Genomic DNA, 21,733 nt, shown 5'->3' with positions numbered 1-21,733 from the left:
ACACTCTAGCGCAGTTCTCCGGTCCAGCTGGCGTAGGTGACGGGGAAGGTGCGTTGTTCGCGGTCGCTGAGCACGGCCCACACCCGGACCGTGAGCACCGCGGAGGCCACCGCGAGGAAGGCCGGCAGATAGCCCTGGGGCTCCATGTCGGTGAACTCCACCGCGGCGATGAGCCCGAAGAGGGGAGCGGCCATCGTGGTGGACAGGAAGGCGGCCGCCCCGAGCAGGGCGCAGGCGGCCACGGGCACCCCGAGTACCGGTTCCAGGAGGTGCCCGACGACGCCGCCCACCATCGCCCCGAGAGCGAAGGCCGGGATCAGCGTGCCACCGACGGTGCCCACGCGGAACGCGATGAGGAAGACCAGAAGGCGCAGCAGTCCGATCAGCAGCAGCGCCGGCAACGCCATGCCCTCATCCAGCAGCGTGTCAGAGGCCCAGCGGGCATTGGCCACCGCCCCCGGCACCAGGTAGGCGATCAGGGCGATCACCCCGAAACCCAGGGGCATCTGCCAGAGCAGCGTACGTCCGCTCGGGGAAGAGCGGGCGGCCCGGTTGGCCAACTGGCTGAACCAGTGCCCGGCCAGTCCCGCGACGATGCCGACCAGTACCGCAGCCAGCAACATCAGGGGGCCCTCCGTCAACGGCACCGTGGCGAAGACCGCGGGCACCTCGACGAACAGTCCGGTGGTGGCCACCGCCGCCACGGTGGTCACCATCGTGATCACCACGTTGCGGGGCGACATCTTCGCCAGCAGGATCTCCAGGGCGAACAACGTGCCAGCCAGCGGAAGATGGAAACTCGCCCCCAGGGCGCCGCCCGCCGCCGCGGCGACCAGTACCTGCTTGGCCTCCCGGTCCAGGTCCAGCCAACGACTGAAGCGTTCGGCCACCAGGCTACCGGCCAGGCGCGGGGCGTTCTCCTGGCCCACCGGCGCCCCAGCCGCGACCGTCGTCACCTGTAGAAAGGATGAAGCGACGGTCCCCGCGATCGGCATCTTCTCACCGCGCATGGCACCGACCACGGACACCTCCCGGCGTTCCAGGCGATGCACCAGGTACCACGCCCAGGAGGTGACCAATCCCAGCACCAGCAGGGTCACCGCCAGCCGGACCGGGCTGACATGGGCGGTGGGATCGATGTTGTCGAGGTGGTCCACGCCGTAGATCAGCCGTTCCACCCAGATCACCGCCCAGTTCAGGGCGGCGACGAAGAGTCCGGTCAGCACGCCGATGAGAGCGGCGACCACGGCCAGGCGGTTCAGGGGGACCTTGCTGACCCTCTCCGGCATTACTCCCAGTCCTCGTTGCGGCGCAATGCCACTAGGAGCTTGCGCACCGCGGCCGCCCGCCGGGCGCTGGCTCCGGTCAGTTCATCCAGGGCGCACTCGGGGTCAGCGGGCGGGCCCAGGTGCGTACAACCCCGTGGGCAGTCCTCGGCGGCCCGGGCCAGGTCGTCGAATACGCCGACCACGGCGTCGGCGTCCACGTGGGCCAGCCCGAAGGAACGGATACCGGGGGTGTCGATGATCCAACCGTCCGGCACCCGCAGGGCCACCGACTGCGTGGAGGTGTGTCGGCCCTTGCCTACGCCGGACACCTCACCCGTCTCCCGGTTAGCTTCGGGCACCAGGCGGTTGACCAGCGTGGACTTACCCACTCCGGAGTGTCCGATCAAGGCGGAGACGTGACCGCTGACCAGGTCGCGGACCGGCCCGACAGGGTCGTCGATACCGCAGACCAGCACAGGCACGTCCAGGTCGGCGAACTCGGCGGCGAACTCGGCCGGGTCAGCCAGATCCGACTTGGTCAGGATGATCACCGGGCGCAGGTTCCCCACGAAGGCGGCGATCAGCGAGCGCTCCACGAAACCGGAGCGTGGCGGGGGATCGGCCACGGCCGAGACGATCAGCAGCTGCTCCGCGTTGGCGACCACGATCCGTTCATAGGGGTCCGTGTCATCGGCGGTGCGCCGGAGAACGGAGGTGCGATCCGCCAGCTTCACGATGCGTGCCAGCGTGCCCGGTCTCCCGGAGGTGTCGCCCACGACGCCCACCCGGTCACCGACCTCGATGGCGGTGCGGCCGAGCTCGCGGGCGCGCATCGTGACCACCGGGTCCTCGCGGCCGTCGAGCACCACTCCCCAGCGGCCGCGATCCTTGGTCACGACCATGCCGAACTCGGCGTCGTTGTGCGCGGGGCGGTCCTTGGTGCGGGGGCGGCTGCCCTTGCCGGGGCGGACTCGGATGTCGGATTCATCCCAGGATCTAGCCATTGTCGGAAACCATCGCCTCCCACATGTCCTCGAACCCGGGCAGGGTCTTGGCGGTGGTCTGGATGTCCTCCACCTGAACGTCGTCCACCACCAGGCCGAGGATGGCTCCGGCGGTGGCCATGCGGTGGTCGGCGTAGGAGTGCCACAGTCCGCCGTGCAGCGTCGCCGGCTTGATGTGCAGGCCGTCAGGCAGCTCCTCGCAGTCGCCGCCCAGCCGGTTGATTTCCGTGGTCAGGGCCTTGAGCCGGTCGGTCTCGTGGCCGCGCAGGTGGGCGATGCCGGTCAACCAGGAGTCGGACCCGGCCAGGGCGGCCAGGGCCGCGACCGTCGGCGTCAGCTCGCCGATGTCGGACATGTCCAACTGAATCCCGCGCAGCGGAGCGGCCGGACCGGTGACCTCCAGGTCATAGCCGGCACCGGTGCTGACCAGCTCCACCGAGCACCCCATCTGCTCCAGGATGGTCCGGATGACGTCACCGGGCTGCGTGGTGTTCACCGGCCAGTCCGGGATGCGCACGCATCCGCCGGTGACCGCTGCGGCGGCCAGGAAGGGCGTGGCGTTCGACAGGTCGGGTTCGATGGTCCAGCGGCGGCCGTGGACCGCGCCGGGGTAGACCCGCCACTCGTTCTGCTCGGCATCGACCTTGACACCCGCCTGACGCAGCATCGCGACGGTCATCTCGATGTGGGGCAGGCTGGGCAGGGTCGCTCCGGTGTGCCGGACCGTCAGCCCCCGCCGGAAGCGGACTCCGGCCAGCAGCAGACCGGAGACGAACTGGGAGGAGCCGGAGGCGTCGATCTCGACGGTTCCGCCCTCCGGGGCACCCTGGCCGTAGACGGTGAAGGGCAGCCGGTCGCCCTCGATGGAGGCGCCGAGGGTGCGCAGCGCGTCGAGAATCGTCGACATCGGGCGCTGCCGGGCCTGCGGGTCACCGTCGAAGAGGACGGTGCCGCGCGCCAGGGTGGCGATCGGCGGGACGAACCGCATGATGGTGCCGGCGAGACCGCAGTCGATCGGACCGCCGTGGAAGGGGCGGGGTTCGATGCGCAGATGGCCGTCCTCGACCTCCGTGATGGTCACACCGAGCGAACGCAGCGCATCGGCCATCAGATCGGTGTCCCGGCTGCGCAGCGCGCCATGGACACTGGAGGGATAATCGGCGATCGCGGCGAGGATGAAGGCCCGGTTCGTGATGGACTTCGAACCGGGCACGGACTGACGCCAGTTGATCGGACCCCGGGCCCGCGGTGCGGCCCAGGCAGGAGCGGAGGATGACACAGGGTTATTCACACATGCCATACTAGATGGCATGTGCGGTCGATTCGTCCTATTCACCACCGCGGAGGCGCTTATCGACGCCGCCGGGCAACTCTTCGGCGGTGACCTGCCGGTCCACGCCCCGCAGGGCACCCCGGGCCCGCGCTATAACCTGGCACCCACCCAGGTGGTGCCGGTGGTGCGCAGCGACGGGGCGGAGGCCCTCCTTGAGCCCGCCCGCTGGGGGCTGTTCCCGCACTGGAAGAAGGATGATTCCGGACCGCCGCTGTTCAATGCCCGCGCGGAGACGGTGGCCACCAAACCGAGCTTCCGCGATGCCTACCGGCACGGCCGCTGTCTGATTCCGATGAACGGCTACTACGAGTGGCACGAGAAGAAACCGAACTTCGTCTCCCTCGGTGGGGACGACACCGAGCTGATGTGGGCCGCCGGGTTGTGGTCCACGGGGCTGGACCAGCTCTCCACCGCGATGATCACCACCGACTCCGCCGAACCGATCGCCTGGCTGCACGACCGCATGCCGCGGTTCCTCACCCGCGACGAGATCGGCCCCTGGCTGGCCGGGGACACCACCGAATCCCTCCTGCAACCCACCCCGCCGGAACTCCGGGACCGTTTTGTCACCCGGGAAGTGGCGGGGGAGGTGGGTAACGTCCGCAACGACCACGCCGGGCTCATCGCCCCAGGGGGACAAACCGAGCTGCTGTAACCTGTGCCAGGTCCTGCGGCGCGAGCTCGATGTCCAGGCCGCGGCGCCCACCGGAGACATAGACCAGCGGGACCTGCTCCACCGCGGCGTCGAGAAGCGTGGGCAGCGGCGTCTTCTGGCCCAGCGGCGAGATTCCACCGGTGACGTATCCGGTGCTCTTCTCCGCCTTAGCGGGATCGGCCAGCGTCACCTTGCGGACACCGAGCGCCTTTGCCGCGGCCTTCAGGTCCAGCTGGCCGCTCACCGGCACGCAGCAGACGGCCAGGCCGGTGCCGGTGTCCACGATCAGGGTCTTGAGGATCAGCTCCGGGGCCACCCCGAGCGCGGCGGCGGCGTGCGCGCCGAAATGGTCCCGGCCGGAATCGAACTTCTCGAGCCGGTGGGGGACGTGCACGTCAAGGAGCGCCTGAACCGCCTTCGTGGGTGCCTTCGCCATGCGGCTATTGTCCCATCACCGAACAGTGCTCCTACAATGAGGAGACTGGCACCGAAGAAAGGGTTGGAGCCGTAATGGCTGAAGATGATCTCACGAAGCGCTTCGAGGAAGATGCGATGCCGCTGATCGACCAGCTCTACGGTGGTGCGTTGCGCATGACGCGCAACCCCGCCGACGCTGAGGACCTGGTACAGGAAACCTATGTCAAGGCCTATCAGGCCTTCGGCAGCTTCAAACCCGGGACCAATCTGAAGGCCTGGCTGTACCGGATCATGACCAACACATACATCAACTCCTACCGGAAGAAGCAGCGGCGGCCCACGCAGACCTCCGCCGATGATGTGACGGACCGGCAGCTCTACACCACCTCCTCCCACGACTCGACCGGTCTGCAGTCGGCCGAGGTGCAGGCCCTGGAACGGATGCCCAACCGGAAGATCGCGGACGCGATGAACGAGCTCAGCGAGGACTACCGCATGGTGGTCTACTACGCCGATGTGGAGGGGCTGGCCTACAAGGAGATCGCCGAGATCATGGGGACACCGCTGGGCACCGTGATGTCCCGGCTGCACCGGGGAAGAAAACAGCTGCGTTCCATGTTGAAGGAAGTAGCACATGAGCAGGGAATCGGATTGGACCACCCTGACAGCAAGGAAAATTCTGACAAGGATAAGGCCGAAAAGGTGAACCGTCGATGACCTACAACTACGAACCCTGTACCTGCGGGTGCGGTGAAAAGTACCAGTCGCTGTTCGCGCTACTCGACGACGAGCTGACCGCCGCCGAATGTGCGGAGCTGCGCACCCACATCTCTGATTGCCCGGAGTGCTACGGCCGACTGCTGGCGGAGGAGCAGATCCGCGCCCTGGTGCGCAAGTGCTGCACACAGCAGGAGGCGCCGCCGACCCTCCGGGAGCAAATCACCTTGTCGATCCGTGTGGAGCGGCGGGGTTGATCTTCCGGCGGAGACGCCGAAAGAGCCACCCAGCTCAGCTGGGTGGCTCTTTCGGTACGGACTCCCGTTGACCTAGGAAGACCTAGGCGTTCGGACGGGCACCGTGGTTTGCCTTCTTCTTGCGGCGGTCCTTGCGCTTACGGCCACGCTTGCTCATGGTGTCTCCTTGGTTGCGGACAGTTAAATACGTGATTCAACTGTAGTGCCTGGGATTCCGGGGAGGGAAATCAGGAGGGGGTCAGGCGGTGACGCGGGCGCGGCCCCGACCGCGGTTCTTGCGGCGCTTCAGGGCGCGGCGCTCATCCTCGCTCATGCCGCCCCAGACGCCTGCGTCCTGGCCGGATTCGAGGGCCCACTTCAGGCAGGTGGAGGTCACCGGGCAACGGTTGCAGACGACCTTGGCCTTGGCGATCTGGGCCAGGGCGGGGCCGGAGTTGCCGACCGGAAAGAACAGCTCGGGGTCTTCGCTACGGCAAACAGCTTCGTCGCGCCAATCCATGATAAAAACATCTCCTTCGTCTACAGCGTGAGTCGACACACCAAAGTCAGCCGTGTGTTGGCTGTGGGGTGAAAGTGCATGAACGTCAGTGATCTGGGCGGCACCTGGTGGGCCGGACCTCGGTTCACGTGGCGTTAACTCTCTGGTGTTTCAGAGTTCGCGACCAGGTCATGCGCTGGTCGTTTCTGCTACCTGAAGATAATGACACGTATTCAGGAAGTTCGCTAGGGGTACACGTCACATTGTGCCTACTATCACAGAATTAAATCCTCCTGAGGTGCGGAATATTCCCCTTGACACCTTGGTCATCGCAAACTTGGATGCTGCTGACCTGCAGGGACGCCGGCCATGTGATGAGGGTGACAGTGTGTTGGCCGTCAAATCTGCTTCCTGAGGGAAGTTAACTTGGCGCAGCGGTTAGGATGGGATGTTGTGAGCAGCAACCAAATCCCCCAGAGTCCGCTTCTGCCCGCCGCCATGCGCTGGGCCAGCATCATCGCGATCATCCAGTCGGCAGTGGGCATCGGCTACGCCATTCTGCTGATCGTGCGTAACCTCATGGGCGTGGAGGATCAGTCCGTGGTCACCACCCAGGAGAACATGAATTTCGTGGGCATCGGCACCGCGGTCTTTTTCATCCTGATCTTCGGCACCGTGCTGGCTGGTGCGATCTCCATTCTCGCGGGACGGCGTTGGGGCCGTGGTCCGGTGACGATCCTGCAGATGCTGCTGCTGCCCATCGCCATCATGATGATCCAGGGCGGTGCGTGGCTGCTTGCTATCGCCACCATCGTCTCCGCGGTTCTGGCGCTGCTGATGATATTCAACCAGCGGTCGGCGGAATGGGCGGCCGCCCGCTACGGCGCCTGAACCAGTCCGACCACCTGAGCGCCCCGCTTCTCGACGATCGTCCCTCCCGCCAGTGACAGCGACACCGCGCCGGTTCCACGGGTCACGGGGAGGGTCGTGTGCGTCTCACCCGTGTCCGGATCCGCCACGGCGATGCCGTCCGCGGTGGGATAGAGGAAGGACTCTCCCACAGCCACGCCGGTGCCGATCGCATCCTCGAAGACCTGGCTGACCTGCAGTCGGGTGGGGCCGAGGAGATAGAGCCGTTCCCCGTCGAACCAGCTCATGTGGTGCGGCAGGTCCGCGGTGGCCGGGGCGTCGAGGCCGGAGGGCTCAGCGGCCGGGGCCACGTCACGGCTTTCGAGCAGGGTGCCGTCCGGGTCATAGGACAGCAGCTGTGGTTCGGGCCCCGGAGAGTAGACCGCAGCGGCCTCCTGCCCGATCGCGACCAGCCGGCTCTCGTCCGCGACAGCGATCTCGCCGAGCAACTCCGGGGTGCGGGAATCCTCCGGGGTGGTGGCCTGGAAGCGCAGCCAGGTGCCGTCCGGGCAGGCTTCGGTGGTGACCAACGACTCTGTGCGGGTCAACGCGGAGGTCAGCGTGCAGTCCTCATTCGGTTGGCTGGCCGGTTCCTGTTTCGCCTCCACCGCGCCGTACTCGACCGTGCGCACCAGGTCTGAACGCCACAGCTCCACCCGCTCCGGGCTGAGGATCCCGAAGCGGTCATTGGATTCGACCGGCACCACCTGTTCCCCCGCGATGGCGCTGCGGGTGGAATCGTACTGGCCGGTCTGGGCGTCGATGGCCACCACATCCCCGCAGCCCGCGGGGCCACGGTAGGCGATCGTCACCTGGTGCCAGGCGGTACCCACGGCGCAGATCTCCCGATCGCGCTCATAGCGCCAGGCCTCGTCCCCGGCCGGATCATGGGCCCTGACGGTGAAGCCGTCGGTGGTGATGAGCAGCCCGGCCACCGTCAGTGGCCGGTGCTGACCCGGCAGTTCCGCGTCGGACAGGGTGAATGCCTCGGTCAACGCGGTGGGCGGCGCCGCCAACGGATCCGTCGCCACAGAGGAGGTGGCGGGGTGTAGTTGAGACCCATTGGTCGGGGCCGTGACCGCCACTCCGGTCACCGCCGCCACGGCGAGCGCGGCAAGCACCCCCGTGACGAGCAGATCACGGCGGGTGCGTCGCAGCGGTCGACTCACCGACGTTTCCTCTGCGGCCGGGGGGACCGGGAAGGCAGGGGCTTACCGGCTACCTTGCGGGGCTTGCCCACGGTCTCCTGCGCACCGTCCGGAATGGCGAGCGCCTCGTAGAGCTCCGGGGAGGTGGAGAACCACTGTGGTGGTTCCGGTTGCCCGAGGGCGAGCTCGGCGTCGATCGCCTGCCACTTCAGCAGCTCGTCATAACCCACCAGCGTCACGGCGGTGCCGGTGTGCCCGGCCCGTCCCGTGCGCCCGATGCGGTGGACGTAGGTCATCGGGTCATCCGGGGTCTGGTAGTTGATCACGTGGGTGACATCATCCACGTCAATGCCGCGGGCGGCGACGTCGGTGGCGACCAGGATCTCCACCGTCCCCTCCCGGAAGGCCTGCAGGGAACACTCCCGGGCGGGCTGGCCCATGTCGCCGTGGACCGCGCCCACCGCGAAGCCGCGTCCGGCCAGGTCATCGGCGACGTCGGCGGCGGTGCGCTTGGTGCGGGCGAAGATGATGGTCCGGCCCCGGCCAGCCGCCTGCAGGATGCGGGCGGTGATGGCGGACTTGTCCATGCGGTGCGCCTGGAAGACCACCTGCCGGGTGGTGGCGTGCGTCGCGCCCGAATCGGCCGACTCCGCCCGGATGTGCACCGGCCGGGTCAGGAAGCTGCGTGCGAGGGTCAGGATCGGCCCGGGCATCGTGGCGGAGAACAACATCGTCTGGTGCTGGTGGGTGAGCGCCTTCATGAGCTTCTCGATATCGGGCAGGAAGCCCAGGTCCAGCATCTCGTCCGCCTCATCGAGGACCAGGATGGCCACCTTGTCCAGGGAGAGCACGCCACGGTTGTGCAGGTCGATCAGCCGCCCCGGAGTGCCGACGACCACGTCGGTCCCGGACTCCAGCGCCTTGATCTGATCCTCGTACGGCGTGCCGCCGTAAATGGTGGTGATCCGCACGGGCAGCCGCTTGGCCGCGGCCGCCAGATCCTCGGCGACCTGGACCGCCAGTTCCCGGGTCGGGGTGACCACCAGCGCGCGGGGGGTGCCGTCGAGTTCGGCGACGTCCGCGGCGTCGAACACCCGATCCAGCAGCGGCACCCCGAAGCCCAGGGTCTTGCCCATCCCGGTGCGGGCCTGTCCGATCAGGTCCACACCGTCCAGGGCGATGGGGAGCGTGAGCTCCTGGATGGCGAAGGTCCGGGTGATACCGGCGGCGGCGAGCGCCTCGGTGATCTCCACCGCGACACCCAGCTCAGCGAATGTGGGACCAGAGCTTTGAGCAGACACAACTTCGATAGTAACCGCTCACTACTATGATGGGGTCACACCCCGTAACCAACCCATAGGAAGAGGAACCCACGTGGACATCAAGATCGGATTCTCCCACTCGCCGCGCGAGCTGGTCATCAACAGTGATGAGACCCAGGAGGCCGTCGTCGCCAAGGTGCGTGAGGCCGTCGCCAGTGAAAAGGTCCTCGAGCTGCAGGACGCCAAGGGAGCGAAGTTCTTCATCAACCCGGCTGAGATCGCCCACCTGGAGATCGGCACCTCCACCGCCCGCACCGTCGGCTTCGCCGGCGCCTGACCGGAACACCTGAGTATCACCCGAACATGAGCGAGGAACCTTTGTGGGTCCGCTACGCCCGACAGTGGGGGTGGCGGGCATACGCGATCCCGGTGCTGGCCATCATCACGGTCTGGGTACTGGTGGACGTGTTCACCTCCCCGGCCTCGGAAACGGATACCGGCGCCGCGGAACCGACCCCGGCGGAGACGGAAACCTCCCAGCCCATGGCGGGCCCGGACCCCGCCGACACTGAACCGGTCGAGGTTCCCTTCACCGAGCTGCCACCCGGGGCCCCCTTCGCCGAGCAGGGTGCGGGCACCTACCGCACCGTCGGCACCCCGGGAATGGTGGCAGGAGAAGGAACGGAGCAGGTCATCCGCTACGTCATTGAGGTCGAGGAGGGGGTGGACACCGCCAGCATGGGCGGTGACGACGCCCTGTCCGCCATGATCGACGCCACGCTCTCCCACCCGATGGGCTGGACCGCGGACCCCCGGTTCCGGTTCGAGCATGTGGCCCCGGACCAGGACCCGACGATGCGCATCCAACTGACTTCCGTGGGCACCACCCACGAGATCTGCGGCAATGACCTGGCCATGGAGACCAGCTGTTACACCTCGGCCGGGGAGCGTGTGATCATCAATGAGTCCCGCTGGGTCCGGGGCGCCGCCCCCTTCGAGGGGGACCTGGGCTCCTACCGGCAGTACCTCATCAACCACGAGGTCGGCCACGGCCTCGGCTACTACGCGCATGAGCCGTGCGGCGGCGAGGGGGAACTCGCCCCGATCATGATGCAGCAGACCCTGAGCCTGAACAACGACGCCCTCGCGGAGACGGATCCGAACGAGGTCTACCGGATCGACGGCCAAACCTGCATCTACAACCCGTGGCCATACCCTAATCTGATGCCATGACTGAAAACCCACAGTTGCCCGACTTCGTCCAGTCCGGTTTCCATGTCGAACCAGGCACCCCGGAACCGGCCGGACTCGCCTGGGACCACGGTTGGCGGGTGGGCACGGTGGTGTTCTCCCGGGCCCTGTCCGCCGACGCCGCCGCCTGGTCCGCCAAGACCCGGGAGAAGCTGCGGGTCCCCGGTCTGCGGGTGGCCCGCCCGATCCGTGCCACCGACGGCCGCTACGTGGTCTCCGGCTGGCGGGCCTCAAACCACATCGACGGCCAACCCGCGCGCCGGGTGGATGAAGCCGTGCACGCCGCCCTCCGGCTCGACGACGCCCTGAGCGCCCTCGACATCCCCGCTTTCGCCCGCGAGGGTGGCGAGGACCCCTTCACCAAGGCCGATCGCGCGTCGCGTTCCGGCAATGACTGCGGTAATGAACTGGCGGCCAGGCTGACCGCGCAGATGGAGCCGCTGGCCGCCGCGGAGCAGGTCTGCCACGCGGACCTGCTGGCCACGTTGCTGTTCTCCGGATACCAGGCCCCGGCCGTCACGGATCTGGTGGCCGTCGCACATCCACACGGGTACACCGCAGCCCTGGTCATGGTCGATGGTCTGCTGGCGGGTGCGGTCGACACCGGTGTGCTGGACCGCTTCGACCATCTGCCGGGCCTGGACCAGCTGCTGCTGCGCGCCCTGTGCTACCGCGTGCTGGTCCACCAGTTCCATGAGGACGCCATACCGACCATGGCGGCTGATCTGGAACGGGTCGCGGAGACGTTGATGTCCAGGGTGTCTGCCACAATGTAGAACCATGACAGATTTCGCGCCCGCAGAGAGATTCGCTCCGCCCCCTAAAATGCAGGTAAAGCTGGTTAGCGGTGACACGGAGCGGCAGTCTCGGCAGTGGGGGGAACCGGCCGCGCAGTTGCTGGCGGACCCCACCGGCACCTGGCGGGTGACGGGGCCGGCCGGCTCCGGGGTCTCCAGTCTCCTGCTCGACACCGTCGTGGAACTGATCCGGAGCGGCACCGATCCCGCCCGCATCATGGTCATCGCACCGGCGAAGGAATCCGGCGCGCGGCTGCGCCGGGAGCTGGTGGAGCAGCTCGCCGGCTCCTACGTCTCCAGCGGCACTCTTGTTCGTTCGGTGCACTCGTTGGCCTTTGCGCTGCTGCGGCAGTCACGTCCCGCCCGGCTGATCACCGGCGCGGAACAGGATTCGGTGATCCGGGAGTTGCTGGAGGGTCACGCCGAAACCGGGCGGGGTAGTTGGCCGGCCGAGCACCGGCCGGCCCTGCGGCTCGTCGGCTTCGCCCGGCAGCTCCGCGATTTCCTCCTGCGTTCGGTGGAACGCGGCCTGGGACCGGATGACCTGGATGAGTGGGGCCGCCGCTATGACCGCCCCATCTGGTCGGCCGCGGGAGATTTCCTGCGGGAGTACGAACAGACCACGGCCCTGGCCGGCACGCAGGCCTACAGCGCCTCGGAACTGGTCACCGCAGCACTGGATGCGATCCGGGTCAACCCCCCGGAACTGGAGCTGGATGCCCTCATCATCGATGACGCCCAGCATCTGGACCCGAAGTCCGCCGAACTACTGCAGGTGCTCATGCCGCAGACGAAGCTGACGGTGATCGCCGGTGATCCGGAGCAGGCCGTCTTCCACTTCCGCGGCGCCTCCCCGGAGTTTCTCCTCAAGTACCCGGTGAACCATGAGATCCGGTTGCGCGAGTCCTTCCGGAAACCACAGCGCCGGGTCATCAAGGCAGACACCACCACCAGTCAGTACGCGTTGATCGCCGACCGGATCCGCCGCGCCCACCTGCTCGATGGCGTGCCCTGGAATGACATTGCGGTAGTGGTGCGCTCCACCGGCATGATCGCTCCGGTCCGGCGGGCCCTGCTCAACGCCGGGGTGCCGGTGCACCTGAATCCCACCGACGTGGTGCTGGCCGAGCAGTCCATCGTCGCGGGCATGATCCTCGGGGTCCGTGCCCTGTCCGAGGAGCTGTCGCCCTCGGAACTGGAGGAACTGCTGCTCGGGCCGATGGGTGGTGCAGACCCGGTGACGTTGCGCCGACTGCTGCGCGGGTTGCGCCGCCTGGACTTCGAACGCCGTGCCACCGACGTGCTGCGTGAGCTGATCCATCCCGCACGACCGTTCCACCGGGAGGAGCTCACCGAGACACTGACGGAACGTGAGCTCGACATCCTGGAGCGGATCCGCGATGTCCTGGCCGCCGGACACCGGGCCCGGGAGGCCCACGCCAGCGTGGAGGAGGTGCTCTGGGCCCTCTGGGAAACCACCGGCCTGGCGGACCGCCTCATGGCGGCCAGCCTGCGGGGTGGCGCGGCAGGCTCCCAGGCCGACCGGGACTTGGACGCGATGATGACGCTGTTCGACGCCGCGGGCGACTACGCCGAGCGCCGGCCCACCGCCGGGATCGACTCCTTCATCCGGCACATCGCGGAACAGGAGCTGCCCACGGGCGTGCGTGAGCGCCGGGGGGTGGAACCGGATGCGGTCACCCTGTTGACCGCGCACGGCACCGACGGCGCCGAATGGAGCCACGTCGTGGTGGCCGGGGTGCAGGAGGGCACCTGGCCTTCGTTGGGGGAGACCGGCACCCTGTTCGGCCAGGAGGAATTGATCGACCTGGCCGATCAGGGCATTCCGCCGGGCACCCTGGTGTCCCGCTCGGCCCCGAAGCTCAAGGAAGAGCGCCGGCTGTTCCATATGGCGGCTCACCGCGCCGTCGACAAGCTGCTGGTCACCGCGGTGGAATCCACCGACACCGATGAGGAACTGGAGCCTTCGCGCTTTCTGTCGGAACTCGACGGCGCCACCGTGCAGCAGATGAGCTTCGGCTCCGAGGCGACCGACGGCGATGAGATCGCGCCGACCGTGCGGGTGCTGTCCACCCCCTCCCTGATCGCGGAACTGCGCCGCTACGTCAACTCGCCGGAGGTACGGGCGGACTTCAAGGCACAGGCCGCCCGACAGCTGGCCCGGCTGGCGGCCGCGGGGGTGCCCGGGGCCCAACCGGCCGACTGGTGGAGCACCACGGAGGTCTCCGAACGGCAGCTGCTCGACGACCGCCCCCAGGTCAGTCTCTCACCCTCGCGGGTGGAGGCGCTGGCCAACTGCCCGCTCAACGCGGTACTCGCCCGGGTGGAGGAAGAAGAGGAGACCCCCATCCAGATGCTCAAAGGCACCCTGGTCCACGCCTTCGCGGAGGCACTGGCCCGTGGGGCGAACCAGGAACGGGCCACCGAGTTGCTCGACCACGCCTATGAGAACCTCATCCGGGTCCCCGCCTGGCAGCGCGAGGCGGAATTGCAGAATTGGCGCCAGCTGATCGGGCAGACCGCGAGGTGGCTGGGTTCCCGGGCGCCGACCTTCGAGCAGGTGGGTGTGGAGGTTGAGGTGGATGTGCCGATCACCCCGGAGGTCAAGATCCGGGGGCGGATGGACCGGTTGGAGCGCGACGGAGCCGGCGAACTGCACATCGTGGACCTGAAGACGGGCAAGTCCGTGCCCACGCAGAAGAACATGGACGACCATGCCCAGCTGGCCGTGTACCAGCTGGCCCTGAGCCGGGGTGCCCTGAACGCCGGCCGGGTCACCGCGCCTGAGCCGGAGCAGGAGCCGGAACGCGTCGGCGGGGCGCTGCTGGTCTTTCCCGCCAAGATCACCTACGGCAAAGCCACCGAACGACAGCAGGCCCCCAAGACCGCGGAGGAGCTCGAGGAACTGGCGCAGTCCCTGCCGGCACTCGCCGCCGAACTCCGCGGCCCGAGTCTGCGCGCGCGCATCAACCCGGCCTGTTCCCACTGCCCCCTGACCTCTATCTGCCCGGTTCAGCCGGAAGGGAGAATGACCACCGATGTCTAGGATTTCCCCACAACTGCTCTCGAAATCCCTGGGGGAGAAGTTCGGTCCCACCGAGCAGCAGGCCGCCGTGATCGGCGCCGCGCCGGGGCCCCTGTTGGTGGTGGCCGGTGCCGGTGCCGGCAAGACCACCACCATGGCCTCGCGGGTGGTGTGGCTGGTGGCCAACGGTTACGCCACCCCGGACCAGATCCTCGGACTCACCTTCACCCGCAAGGCAGCTCAACAGCTGAACCAGAAGATCCGGCGGCAACTGGAGATCTTCGCCGGCACCCCGAAGGTGGGCGAGCTGGACCCCAGCGGCCAACTGGCCGAGGCACTGGAAACCATCACCCCGACGGTATCCACCTATGACTCCTACGCCGGACGGCTGATCGGGGAGTACGGCCTGCTCGCCCAGGTCGAGCCTTCGGCCCGGTTGATCAGCCAGACAGAGCTGCACCAGATCGCCGCGGAGATCGTCCGCGACTACACCGGCGAGCTGGACACGGACCACGCCCTGAGCACCGTGATCTCCAATGTCCTCGAGCTGTCGGGTGAACTGGACAACCACATGGTCTCCGCGGCGGACCTGACCGAGGAGACCGGCGCCTTCATCGACAACTTCGAGTCCCTGCCCAAGGGGCCCAAGCAGCGCAGCGAATTGACCGCCAAGATGGCGGGCTACCTGGGCACCCAACGTGCCCGGCTGGAGTATCTCCCGCTGATCGCGGAGCTGAAACAGGAGCTGAAGGCACGCAACGTCATCACCTTCGGCGAGCAGATGGCCCTGGCGGCCCAGCTCGCGGAAGGTTTCCCGCAGGTCGGAGCCTCGCAGCGCCGCCGCTTCCGGGTGGTCATGCTGGATGAGTACCAGGACACCAGCCACTCCCAGCGAGTGCTCCTGCGCAGCCTTTACGGCACCCGGGACGAGGGACTGACCGTGACGGCCGTCGGCGACCCGATGCAGTCGATCTACGGGTGGCGCGGGGCCACGGCCGCGAACCTGGAGAATTTCATCGCCGACTTCCCGCTGGTGGACGGCCAGCCCGCGCCGAAGCGGGAACTGACCACCTCCTGGCGGAATCCGCCGGAGGTGCTGGACCTGGCCAACGCCGTCTCCCGGGAGGTGCTGGGGCCCGCGCACCACCCGGGCCGCACCGTCCAACCGTTGACCGCCCGACCGGGCGCCGACACCGGCGAGGTGAAACTGGCGTTCCATGACACCGCCGTCTCCGAGCGGATGGAGGCCGCCCGGTGGCTGGCGGGGCACTTTCACGCCCGCCGGGACAAGGGGGAGGAGTTCACCGGCGCGGTGCTGGTCCGTAAGAACCGCCACTCCGCGCTCATCGCCGAGGAGTTGGACGAGCTCGGCATCCCCAATGAAATTGTCGGGTTGTCCGGGCTGCTGTATGTACCGGAAGTGGCCGATGTGATCGCAGTGGCGACCATGCTGGTCAAGCCCCAGGACACCACGGCGGCCCTCCGGATCCTGGCCGGCCCGCACGTCGGTCTCGGGGTTTCCGACCTCCTCGCGCTGGCCGGGCGCGCGGCGAACCTTGCGGCCCGGGCCACCGGTAACCGCAACCAGACGATCCTGGCGGATGATCCGCTGGAACGGCTCGAGCAGATCATCGCCGACACCCTGCCAGCCGCGCCGGAGGAGGTCGTGGGACTCGCGGATGCGGTCGCGGACCTGGGGGAGCCGGAACGTTACAGCGAGACGGGTTATCAGCGGCTACGGCTCTTGGCCGCAGAACTGCGCCACCTGCGCACCCACAGTCTCTCGCACTCCCTGCCGGACCTGTTTTCCGATATCGAGGACGTCATCGGGGTACGCACAGAGGTGCTCGCCCGTCAGAACCCGGGCGCCGACGGCGCCGTGGGGGCGGCTCACCTGGACCGTCTCGCTGAGGAGGTGGCCGGGTTCGCCGCCATTCCCGGGGCGACGCTGCGTGGTCTGCTCGGCTACTTCGAGCAGGCGAAGGAAACCGACGGCGGCCTGGAACCCGGGGAGGTGATCGTGCGCAGCGACCGGGTGCAGATCCTCACCGCCCACAAGGCCAAGGGGCTGGAGTGGAACGTGGTGGCGGTGCTGCACGCCGATGACCGCACCTACCAGTCCCGGCCGCGGACCTTCCTGTCGAACATCCCGGAGCTGCCCTCCGGAGTGCGCGGCGACGCCGAGGATGCCCCGGCACTGGACACCGCTGTCGACGACCGGAAGGAATTCGAGGCAGCCTGCGAGGACTACAAGAAGGACATCCGTGCCGCACAGGACGAGGAGAACACCCGGCTGTTCTACGTGGCTGTGACCCGGACGGAGCACGCCCTGCTGGTCAGTGCCTCCCATCTGAACGACAACGGCACCGAGTGCCAGCCCTACGCGAACCTCGAGGTCCTCAGGCAGGCCGCTCCCGGTGCCGTGGGCACCTGGTACGGTTCCGAGACTGCGGACGAGGCCGAGCTACCCGAGCTTCCGCCACCGCCGGAGGGCCTCTTCCCGCACCTTTCGGCCCACCCGGAGACCCTCGCCGGGGCGGAGCTGGTCCGTGCCGCACAGGCCGACCTTCCCGCCCACTCCGCCGACAACGGGCTGTTCGACCTGTGGGAACGGGAGGTCACCGCCCTGATCGAGGAACAGGAGGCGCTCTCGGCGGAGGTGATCGAGGTGCCGTTGACCCCGGAACTCACGGCCACGGACCTGGTCGCGCTGCAGAACAACCCGGAGCAGTTCGCCCGGCGCCTGCGTCGGCCCGTGCCCTTCAAACCCAACACGTACGCCAAGCGGGGCACCGCCTTCCACCAGTGGCTGGAGGACCGCTTCGGCGCCACCTCGCTGTTGGACGAGGACCAGTTGCCGGGGTTGGGGGAGGACGAGGTCTCCAGCCGGGAGCTGGTGCACCTGAAGGAGCAGTTCCTGGCCAGCCGGTGGGCTGACCGGACCCCGGAGTTCGTCGAGCAGCCCTTCGAGGTCTCCATCGGCAGGCGGGTGGTCCGGGGCCGGATGGACGCCGTCTTCCGCGAAGACGATGGATGGCTGATCGTGGACTGGAAGACCGGGCAGCCGCCGAGCGGGTCGGAGATGCGCGCGGCGATCATCCAGCTCGCGGTCTACCGGCTGGCCTGGACTGAACTGATGCCGGAGAGCGGACCGGTACGGGCGGCCTTCCACTACGTCGGGCACAACCACACCTTCGAACCTGCCGTCATCCCGGATCGGGTAGCACTGGCGGAACTGCTTGAGCAGGAGAACTAGAATTGGAGCGCTAGAGTTAGGGCGGATCGCCGGAACCGGTGGACAAGGAGACGAAGACGATGCGTTCGCGAATCCGGGAGCGGTTCCGCAATGACGGGGAACTCGACGAACTGCCCCACCATGCCTTGCTCGGGGTCATCAACATGCCTGGTTCCCGGCCGGTCGGTCCCTGGTGGCTGATTCTCCGGCGGCTGGGCTACGCCTTGATCCTGCTGCTGTTCGTCGCGGTGATCGTCTACGTGGACCGGGAGGGCTATTCGGAGGACCTGACCTTCATCGACGCCCTGTACTACTCGGCGGTGTCGCTGTCGACCACCGGTTACGGCGACATCACCCCGGTCACGCAGTCCGCTCGGCTCATCAACCTGATCATCGTCACACCCATCCGCATCGCCTTCGTGATCCTGCTGGTCGGCACCACCCTCGCGGTGCTGACCGAGGAATCACGGCGATCCTGGCAGATTCAACGCTGGAGGAAACGAGTGCGCAACCACACCATCGTCGTCGGCTACGGCACCAAGGGCCGCTCGGCGGTTGCCGCCCTGCTCGCAGACGGAGTCTCACCGGCCAATATCGTGGTCATCGATGAGGACCGGCAGGCCCTGAAACTGGCCGAGAGCCAGGGCCTGGTCACCGTCCAGGGCACGGCGACGAAGGCGGACGTCCTGCGGATCGCCGGCGTCAACCGGGCCCGGGCGGTGGTCGTCGCCCCGAACCTGGACGATACCGCTGTGCTGGTCACCCTCTCGGTCCGGGAACTGGCGCCCTCGGCGATGATCGTGGCGAGCGTGCGCGAATCCGAGAACCAGCACCTGTTGGAACAGTCCGGGGCGGATTCGGTGGTGATCTCCTCGGAGACCGCCGGGCGCCTGCTGGGCCTGGCGACCGTCACCCCCACCGTGGTGGAGATGATGGAGGACCTGCTGTCCCCGGATGAGGGTTTTTCCGTCGCCGAGCGCCAGGTGGGCGAGGATGAGGTGGGCGCCAACCCGCGGCACCTGGCCGATATCGTGCTCGGTGTGGTGCGCTCCGGGGAGCTCTACCGGATCGACTCCCCGGAAGCGGAGAGCGTCGAGCCCGGTGACCGACTGCTGTATGTCCGCCACGTGACAGGAGAACAACCGTGAACAACTATCTGTGCATCGACCCGAGGGACCGGTTCGTGGTCAAGGACGGCCGGCCCTACCTGGGACAGCGGCCCCACGGCGGGGAGGCGGTGCGGATCGACGGGCAGAGCTGGGCGGTGCGGGTGCCGGAGGAGTACGTGGACCGGCAGGCCAGCGACGTCGGCGGCGAGGTGGCCGCGGGCCTGGAGTTTCTCACCGAGCCGAAGCTCGCCCGCGTGGTCGCCCTGCTGCGCCACCGCGACAACTTCCGCTTCGACCCCTCCGACGGCAGCCCCCTGACCTTCGACGAGGACGGGATCATCGGGCATGGTGAGCGGCACTCACCCATCTTCCCCCGCATCGACCCGGCGGTGATCGGCATCGTCGAACTGGCCGGGCGGAACCAGATTCTGTTGGGCCGCAACGCTTTCCGGAGCCGTGGCTTCTTCTCGCTCATCGCCGGCTACGTCGATCCCGGTGAGACCCTGGAGCAGGCCTTCGCCCGCGAGGTGCTGGAGGAGACCGGCCGCCGCGTCCACGACATCACGTACTGGGGCAGCCAACCCTGGCCGCCGAGCGGTTCCCTGATGATCGGCTTCCACGCCTTCACCGACGACATCGACGCCACCGCCGAAACGGACGGTGAGCTGGCGGAGACCCGGTGGGTGGACGCCCACACCATCGGGGAGGTGACTCTGCCCCGCAGCGGTTCCATCGCCCACCAGATGATCTCCGACTGGCTCGCCAACCACTAGAAAGGACCCCATGCTCAACCTCGAGGACCTGGACGCCGATCAGCGTGTCGCCGCCACCGCGCCACGCGGCCCGGTGTGCATTCTCGCCGGCGCGGGAACCGGTAAAACCCGCACCATCACCTACCGCATCGCCCATCTGATCGAGCAGGGATTCGTCAACCCCAACCGGGTGCTGGCCGTCACCTTCACGTCCCGGGCCGCCGGGGAGATGCGCCACCGGCTGGGACTGATGGGGATCGGTGGGGTACAGGCCCGCACCTTCCACGCGGCCGCCCGCCGCCAGCTCAGCTACTTCTGGCCCAAGGTGGCCGGAGACCTGCCCTGGCGGCTGCTGGACAATAAGTTCCCCCTGATCGGCCGGGCCGCCCGCTCCGTCGGGGTGGCCAGCGAGACGGAGAACATCCGGGACCTGCTCAGTGAGATCGAATGGGCGAAGGCCTCGATGATCTCCGCGGACCAGTACCCCGAGCGGATCGCCGGCACCGACCGCACCCCGCCGGTGGCCCCGGAGAAGGTCGCCGAGGTCTACCGCCGCTATGAACGGGCGAAGTCCTCCGAGGAGGGAATGCTGCTCGACTTCGACGACCTGCTCACCCACACCGTCGGTGCCCTGGAGAACTCACCCGCGGTGGCGGAGGAGTTCCGGCAGCAGTACCGCACCTTCGTGGTCGACGAGTACCAGGACGTCACCCCCCTGCAGCAGCGGGTCCTCGACGCCTGGCTCGGCGACCGCGATGACCTCACCGTCGTGGGCGACGCCAACCAGACCATCTACTCCTTCACCGGCGCGAGCCCCGACCAGCTGCTCGGATTCTCCCGGCGGTACCCGGAGGCGACCGTCGTCAAGCTGCAGCGCGATTACCGTTCCACCCCGCAGATCACGGACCTCGCCAACACCGTGATCGGGCAGGCCGCCGGACGGATGGCCGGTTCCCGACTGGAGCTGCAGGGCATGCGCCCGGCCGGCCCGCAACCGCAGTTCCACGCCTATGACGATGAGCCCACCGAGGCCCGGGAGGTCGCCGGTCAGATCCTCACCCTGCTCAACCAGGGGGTGCCGGCCTCCGAGATCGCGGTGCTCTACCGCATCAACGCCCAATCCGCGGCCTTTGAACAGGCGCTGGCAGACGCCGGCGTGACCTACCAGGTCCGCGGTGGAGAAGGCTTCTTCTACCGCGCCGAGGTGCGCCAGGCGATCAGCGAACTGGTGCGGGTGTCCCAGCGCCAGGATCTGCCCGAGGACGCCGTGGGCACCGGGTTGCACCGCCTGGTCCGCGCCGTGCTGGCCCCAATGGGACTGACCCCGACCGAGCCCCAGGGCGCTCGGGCCCGCGAACGCTGGCAGTCCCTCAACGCGCTGGTGGAGCTCGTGGAGGAGCTCGGCCGGGCGACCCCGGATCTGGACCTGAACCTGCTGCTGCGCCAGCTGCGCGAGCGTGCCGAGGCCAAGCACCCCCCGACGGTGGAGGGGGTGACGCTGGCCAGTCTCCACGCGGCGAAGGGCCTGGAATGGGATGCGGTGTTCCTGGTCGGGCTGGTGGAGAACATGCTGCCGATCAACCACGCCATCAAGGCGGGCGACCACCAGATCGAGGAGGAACGCCGGCTGTTCTACGTCGGGATCACGCGCGCCCGGGAGCACCTGTTCTGCTCCTGGTCCCTGGCCAGGCAGGAGGGCGGGCGCAGAACCCGCAAACGGACCCGGTTCCTGGATGGCGTGGTACCGGAGCCGGACCTGGCGAAGGTGCCGCCGCGTACCGTCCGCCCCAAACGCTGCCGGGTGTGCGGCCGCCCCCTCGAGGACCCTTCCGAGAAGGTCCTGGGCAGATGCTCAGACTGTCCCTCCGACGCCGATGACGGGGTCTTCGACGGTCTGCGGGCCTGGCGCAGTGAGGTGGCGAAGGAGATGCAGGTGCCGGCCTACATCGTCTTCTCCGACGCCACCCTCATGGCCGTTGCCGAAGCCATGCCGGAAACCGAGGAGGAGTTGCTGGACATCTCCGGGATCGGTCCGGTCAAGGCCAAGAAGTACGGTTCCGGACTCCTGCAGGCCATCGCGGGGTTCCACTGAGCT

At 67.9% G+C, this 21,733-nt stretch carries 20 protein-coding genes; 12 read left to right on the top strand and 8 right to left on the bottom strand.

Features of this window, described 5'->3' with window-relative positions:
* Positions 1-5: 5 nt before the first annotated feature.
* The 3 genes from ACQCVD_RS10665 to aroA are packed head-to-tail and all read right to left on the bottom strand — an operon-like array spanning position 6 to position 3,572.
* Positions 6-1,289 (bottom strand): chloride channel protein, encoded by a 1,284-nt coding sequence (locus ACQCVD_RS10665; protein ID WP_426823742.1) that lies wholly within the window; start codon positions 1,287-1,289, stop codon positions 6-8.
* Entirely contained in the window at positions 1,289-2,272 is a 984-nt protein-coding gene (gene rsgA / locus ACQCVD_RS10660) for a ribosome small subunit-dependent GTPase A (protein WP_426823741.1), read from the bottom strand. The genes ACQCVD_RS10665 and rsgA overlap by 1 nt, the downstream gene beginning before the upstream one ends.
* The gene (gene aroA, locus ACQCVD_RS10655; protein WP_426823740.1) at positions 2,265-3,572 is read right to left on the bottom strand and encodes a 3-phosphoshikimate 1-carboxyvinyltransferase; all 1,308 of its coding nucleotides are present in this window, start codon (positions 3,570-3,572) and stop codon (positions 2,265-2,267) included. Before aroA ends, rsgA begins: the two co-directional genes overlap by 8 nt.
* Before the next feature lie 10 nt (positions 3,573-3,582).
* Here aroA and ACQCVD_RS10650 point away from each other — a divergent pair, with 10 nt between their 5' ends.
* Positions 3,583-4,260, top strand: a complete 678-nt coding sequence (locus ACQCVD_RS10650) for an SOS response-associated peptidase (RefSeq protein ID WP_426823739.1) — start codon at positions 3,583-3,585, stop codon at positions 4,258-4,260.
* On the opposite strand, the gene ybaK is transcribed toward ACQCVD_RS10650, so the two are convergent.
* Entirely contained in the window at positions 4,226-4,696 is a 471-nt protein-coding gene (gene ybaK / locus ACQCVD_RS10645) for a Cys-tRNA(Pro) deacylase (protein WP_426823738.1), read from the bottom strand. The genes ACQCVD_RS10650 and ybaK overlap by 35 nt on opposite strands.
* Positions 4,697-4,770: 74 nt before the next feature.
* Here ybaK and ACQCVD_RS10640 point away from each other — a divergent pair, with 74 nt between their 5' ends.
* Positions 4,771-5,394, top strand: coding sequence for a sigma-70 family RNA polymerase sigma factor (locus tag ACQCVD_RS10640; protein WP_426823737.1), 624 nt, complete (start codon positions 4,771-4,773; stop codon positions 5,392-5,394).
* A complete protein-coding gene (rsrA, locus tag ACQCVD_RS10635; RefSeq protein ID WP_426823736.1) occupies positions 5,391-5,651 on the top strand; it encodes a mycothiol system anti-sigma-R factor in 261 nt (86 codons plus the stop codon). Before ACQCVD_RS10640 ends, rsrA begins: the two co-directional genes overlap by 4 nt.
* An 82-nt stretch (positions 5,652-5,733) precedes the next feature.
* Here the strand turns inward: rsrA and ACQCVD_RS10630 are convergent, their stop codons facing one another.
* Both ACQCVD_RS10630 and ACQCVD_RS10625 read right to left on the bottom strand, forming a co-directional pair.
* On the bottom strand, positions 5,734-5,808 hold the full coding sequence (locus ACQCVD_RS10630; RefSeq protein ID WP_426823828.1) for a 50S ribosomal protein bL37: 75 nt from the start codon (positions 5,806-5,808) through the stop codon (positions 5,734-5,736).
* An 81-nt stretch (positions 5,809-5,889) separates the two neighbouring features.
* Positions 5,890-6,150, bottom strand: a complete 261-nt coding sequence (locus ACQCVD_RS10625; RefSeq protein WP_426823735.1) for a WhiB family transcriptional regulator — start codon at positions 6,148-6,150, stop codon at positions 5,890-5,892.
* Between the two features lie 432 nt (positions 6,151-6,582).
* Here ACQCVD_RS10625 and ACQCVD_RS10620 point away from each other — a divergent pair, with 432 nt between their 5' ends.
* On the top strand, positions 6,583-7,020 hold the full coding sequence (locus ACQCVD_RS10620; RefSeq protein WP_426823734.1) for a hypothetical protein: 438 nt from the start codon (positions 6,583-6,585) through the stop codon (positions 7,018-7,020).
* On the opposite strand, the gene ACQCVD_RS10615 is transcribed toward ACQCVD_RS10620, so the two are convergent.
* Entirely contained in the window at positions 7,008-8,207 is a 1,200-nt protein-coding gene (locus tag ACQCVD_RS10615; protein WP_426823733.1) for a hypothetical protein, read from the bottom strand. The two genes, ACQCVD_RS10620 and ACQCVD_RS10615, sit on opposite strands and share 13 nt — an antisense overlap.
* Positions 8,204-9,487, bottom strand: a complete 1,284-nt coding sequence (locus ACQCVD_RS10610) for a DEAD/DEAH box helicase (protein ID WP_426823732.1) — start codon at positions 9,485-9,487, stop codon at positions 8,204-8,206. Before ACQCVD_RS10610 ends, ACQCVD_RS10615 begins: the two co-directional genes overlap by 4 nt.
* 73 nt (positions 9,488-9,560) lie before the next feature.
* Here ACQCVD_RS10610 and ACQCVD_RS10605 point away from each other — a divergent pair, with 73 nt between their 5' ends.
* The 8 genes from ACQCVD_RS10605 to ACQCVD_RS10570 are packed head-to-tail and all read left to right on the top strand — an operon-like array spanning position 9,561 to position 21,730.
* Complete coding sequence (locus ACQCVD_RS10605) at positions 9,561-9,785, top strand: DUF3107 domain-containing protein (protein WP_426823731.1); 225 nt, start codon at positions 9,561-9,563, stop codon at positions 9,783-9,785.
* 26 nt (positions 9,786-9,811) lie between these two features.
* Positions 9,812-10,681, top strand: a complete 870-nt coding sequence (locus ACQCVD_RS10600) for a DUF3152 domain-containing protein (RefSeq protein WP_426823730.1) — start codon at positions 9,812-9,814, stop codon at positions 10,679-10,681.
* Complete coding sequence (locus tag ACQCVD_RS10595) at positions 10,678-11,475, top strand: TIGR02569 family protein (RefSeq protein ID WP_426823729.1); 798 nt, start codon at positions 10,678-10,680, stop codon at positions 11,473-11,475. The genes ACQCVD_RS10600 and ACQCVD_RS10595 overlap by 4 nt, the downstream gene beginning before the upstream one ends.
* 4 nt (positions 11,476-11,479) lie before the next feature.
* Positions 11,480-14,563, top strand: a complete 3,084-nt coding sequence (locus ACQCVD_RS10590) for a PD-(D/E)XK nuclease family protein (protein WP_426823728.1) — start codon at positions 11,480-11,482, stop codon at positions 14,561-14,563.
* Positions 14,556-17,798: an ATP-dependent helicase gene (locus ACQCVD_RS10585; RefSeq protein ID WP_426823727.1), complete on the top strand. Its 3,243-nt coding sequence runs from the start codon at positions 14,556-14,558 to the stop codon at positions 17,796-17,798. Before ACQCVD_RS10590 ends, ACQCVD_RS10585 begins: the two co-directional genes overlap by 8 nt.
* A 59-nt stretch (positions 17,799-17,857) precedes the next feature.
* On the top strand, positions 17,858-18,925 hold the full coding sequence (locus ACQCVD_RS10580) for a potassium channel family protein (RefSeq protein WP_426823726.1): 1,068 nt from the start codon (positions 17,858-17,860) through the stop codon (positions 18,923-18,925).
* Positions 18,922-19,659: an NAD(+) diphosphatase gene (locus ACQCVD_RS10575; protein ID WP_426823725.1), complete on the top strand. Its 738-nt coding sequence runs from the start codon at positions 18,922-18,924 to the stop codon at positions 19,657-19,659. Before ACQCVD_RS10580 ends, ACQCVD_RS10575 begins: the two co-directional genes overlap by 4 nt.
* Positions 19,660-19,669: 10 nt before the next feature.
* Entirely contained in the window at positions 19,670-21,730 is a 2,061-nt protein-coding gene (locus tag ACQCVD_RS10570; protein ID WP_426823724.1) for an ATP-dependent DNA helicase UvrD2, read from the top strand.
* Positions 21,731-21,733 lie beyond the last annotated feature (3 nt).

The sequence above is a fragment of the Corynebacterium halotolerans genome (genome assembly GCF_050107895.1).
GTDB lineage: Bacteria > Actinomycetota > Actinomycetes > Mycobacteriales > Mycobacteriaceae > Corynebacterium > Corynebacterium halotolerans_B.
This window is presented reverse-complemented; position numbering and strand designations above follow the sequence as displayed.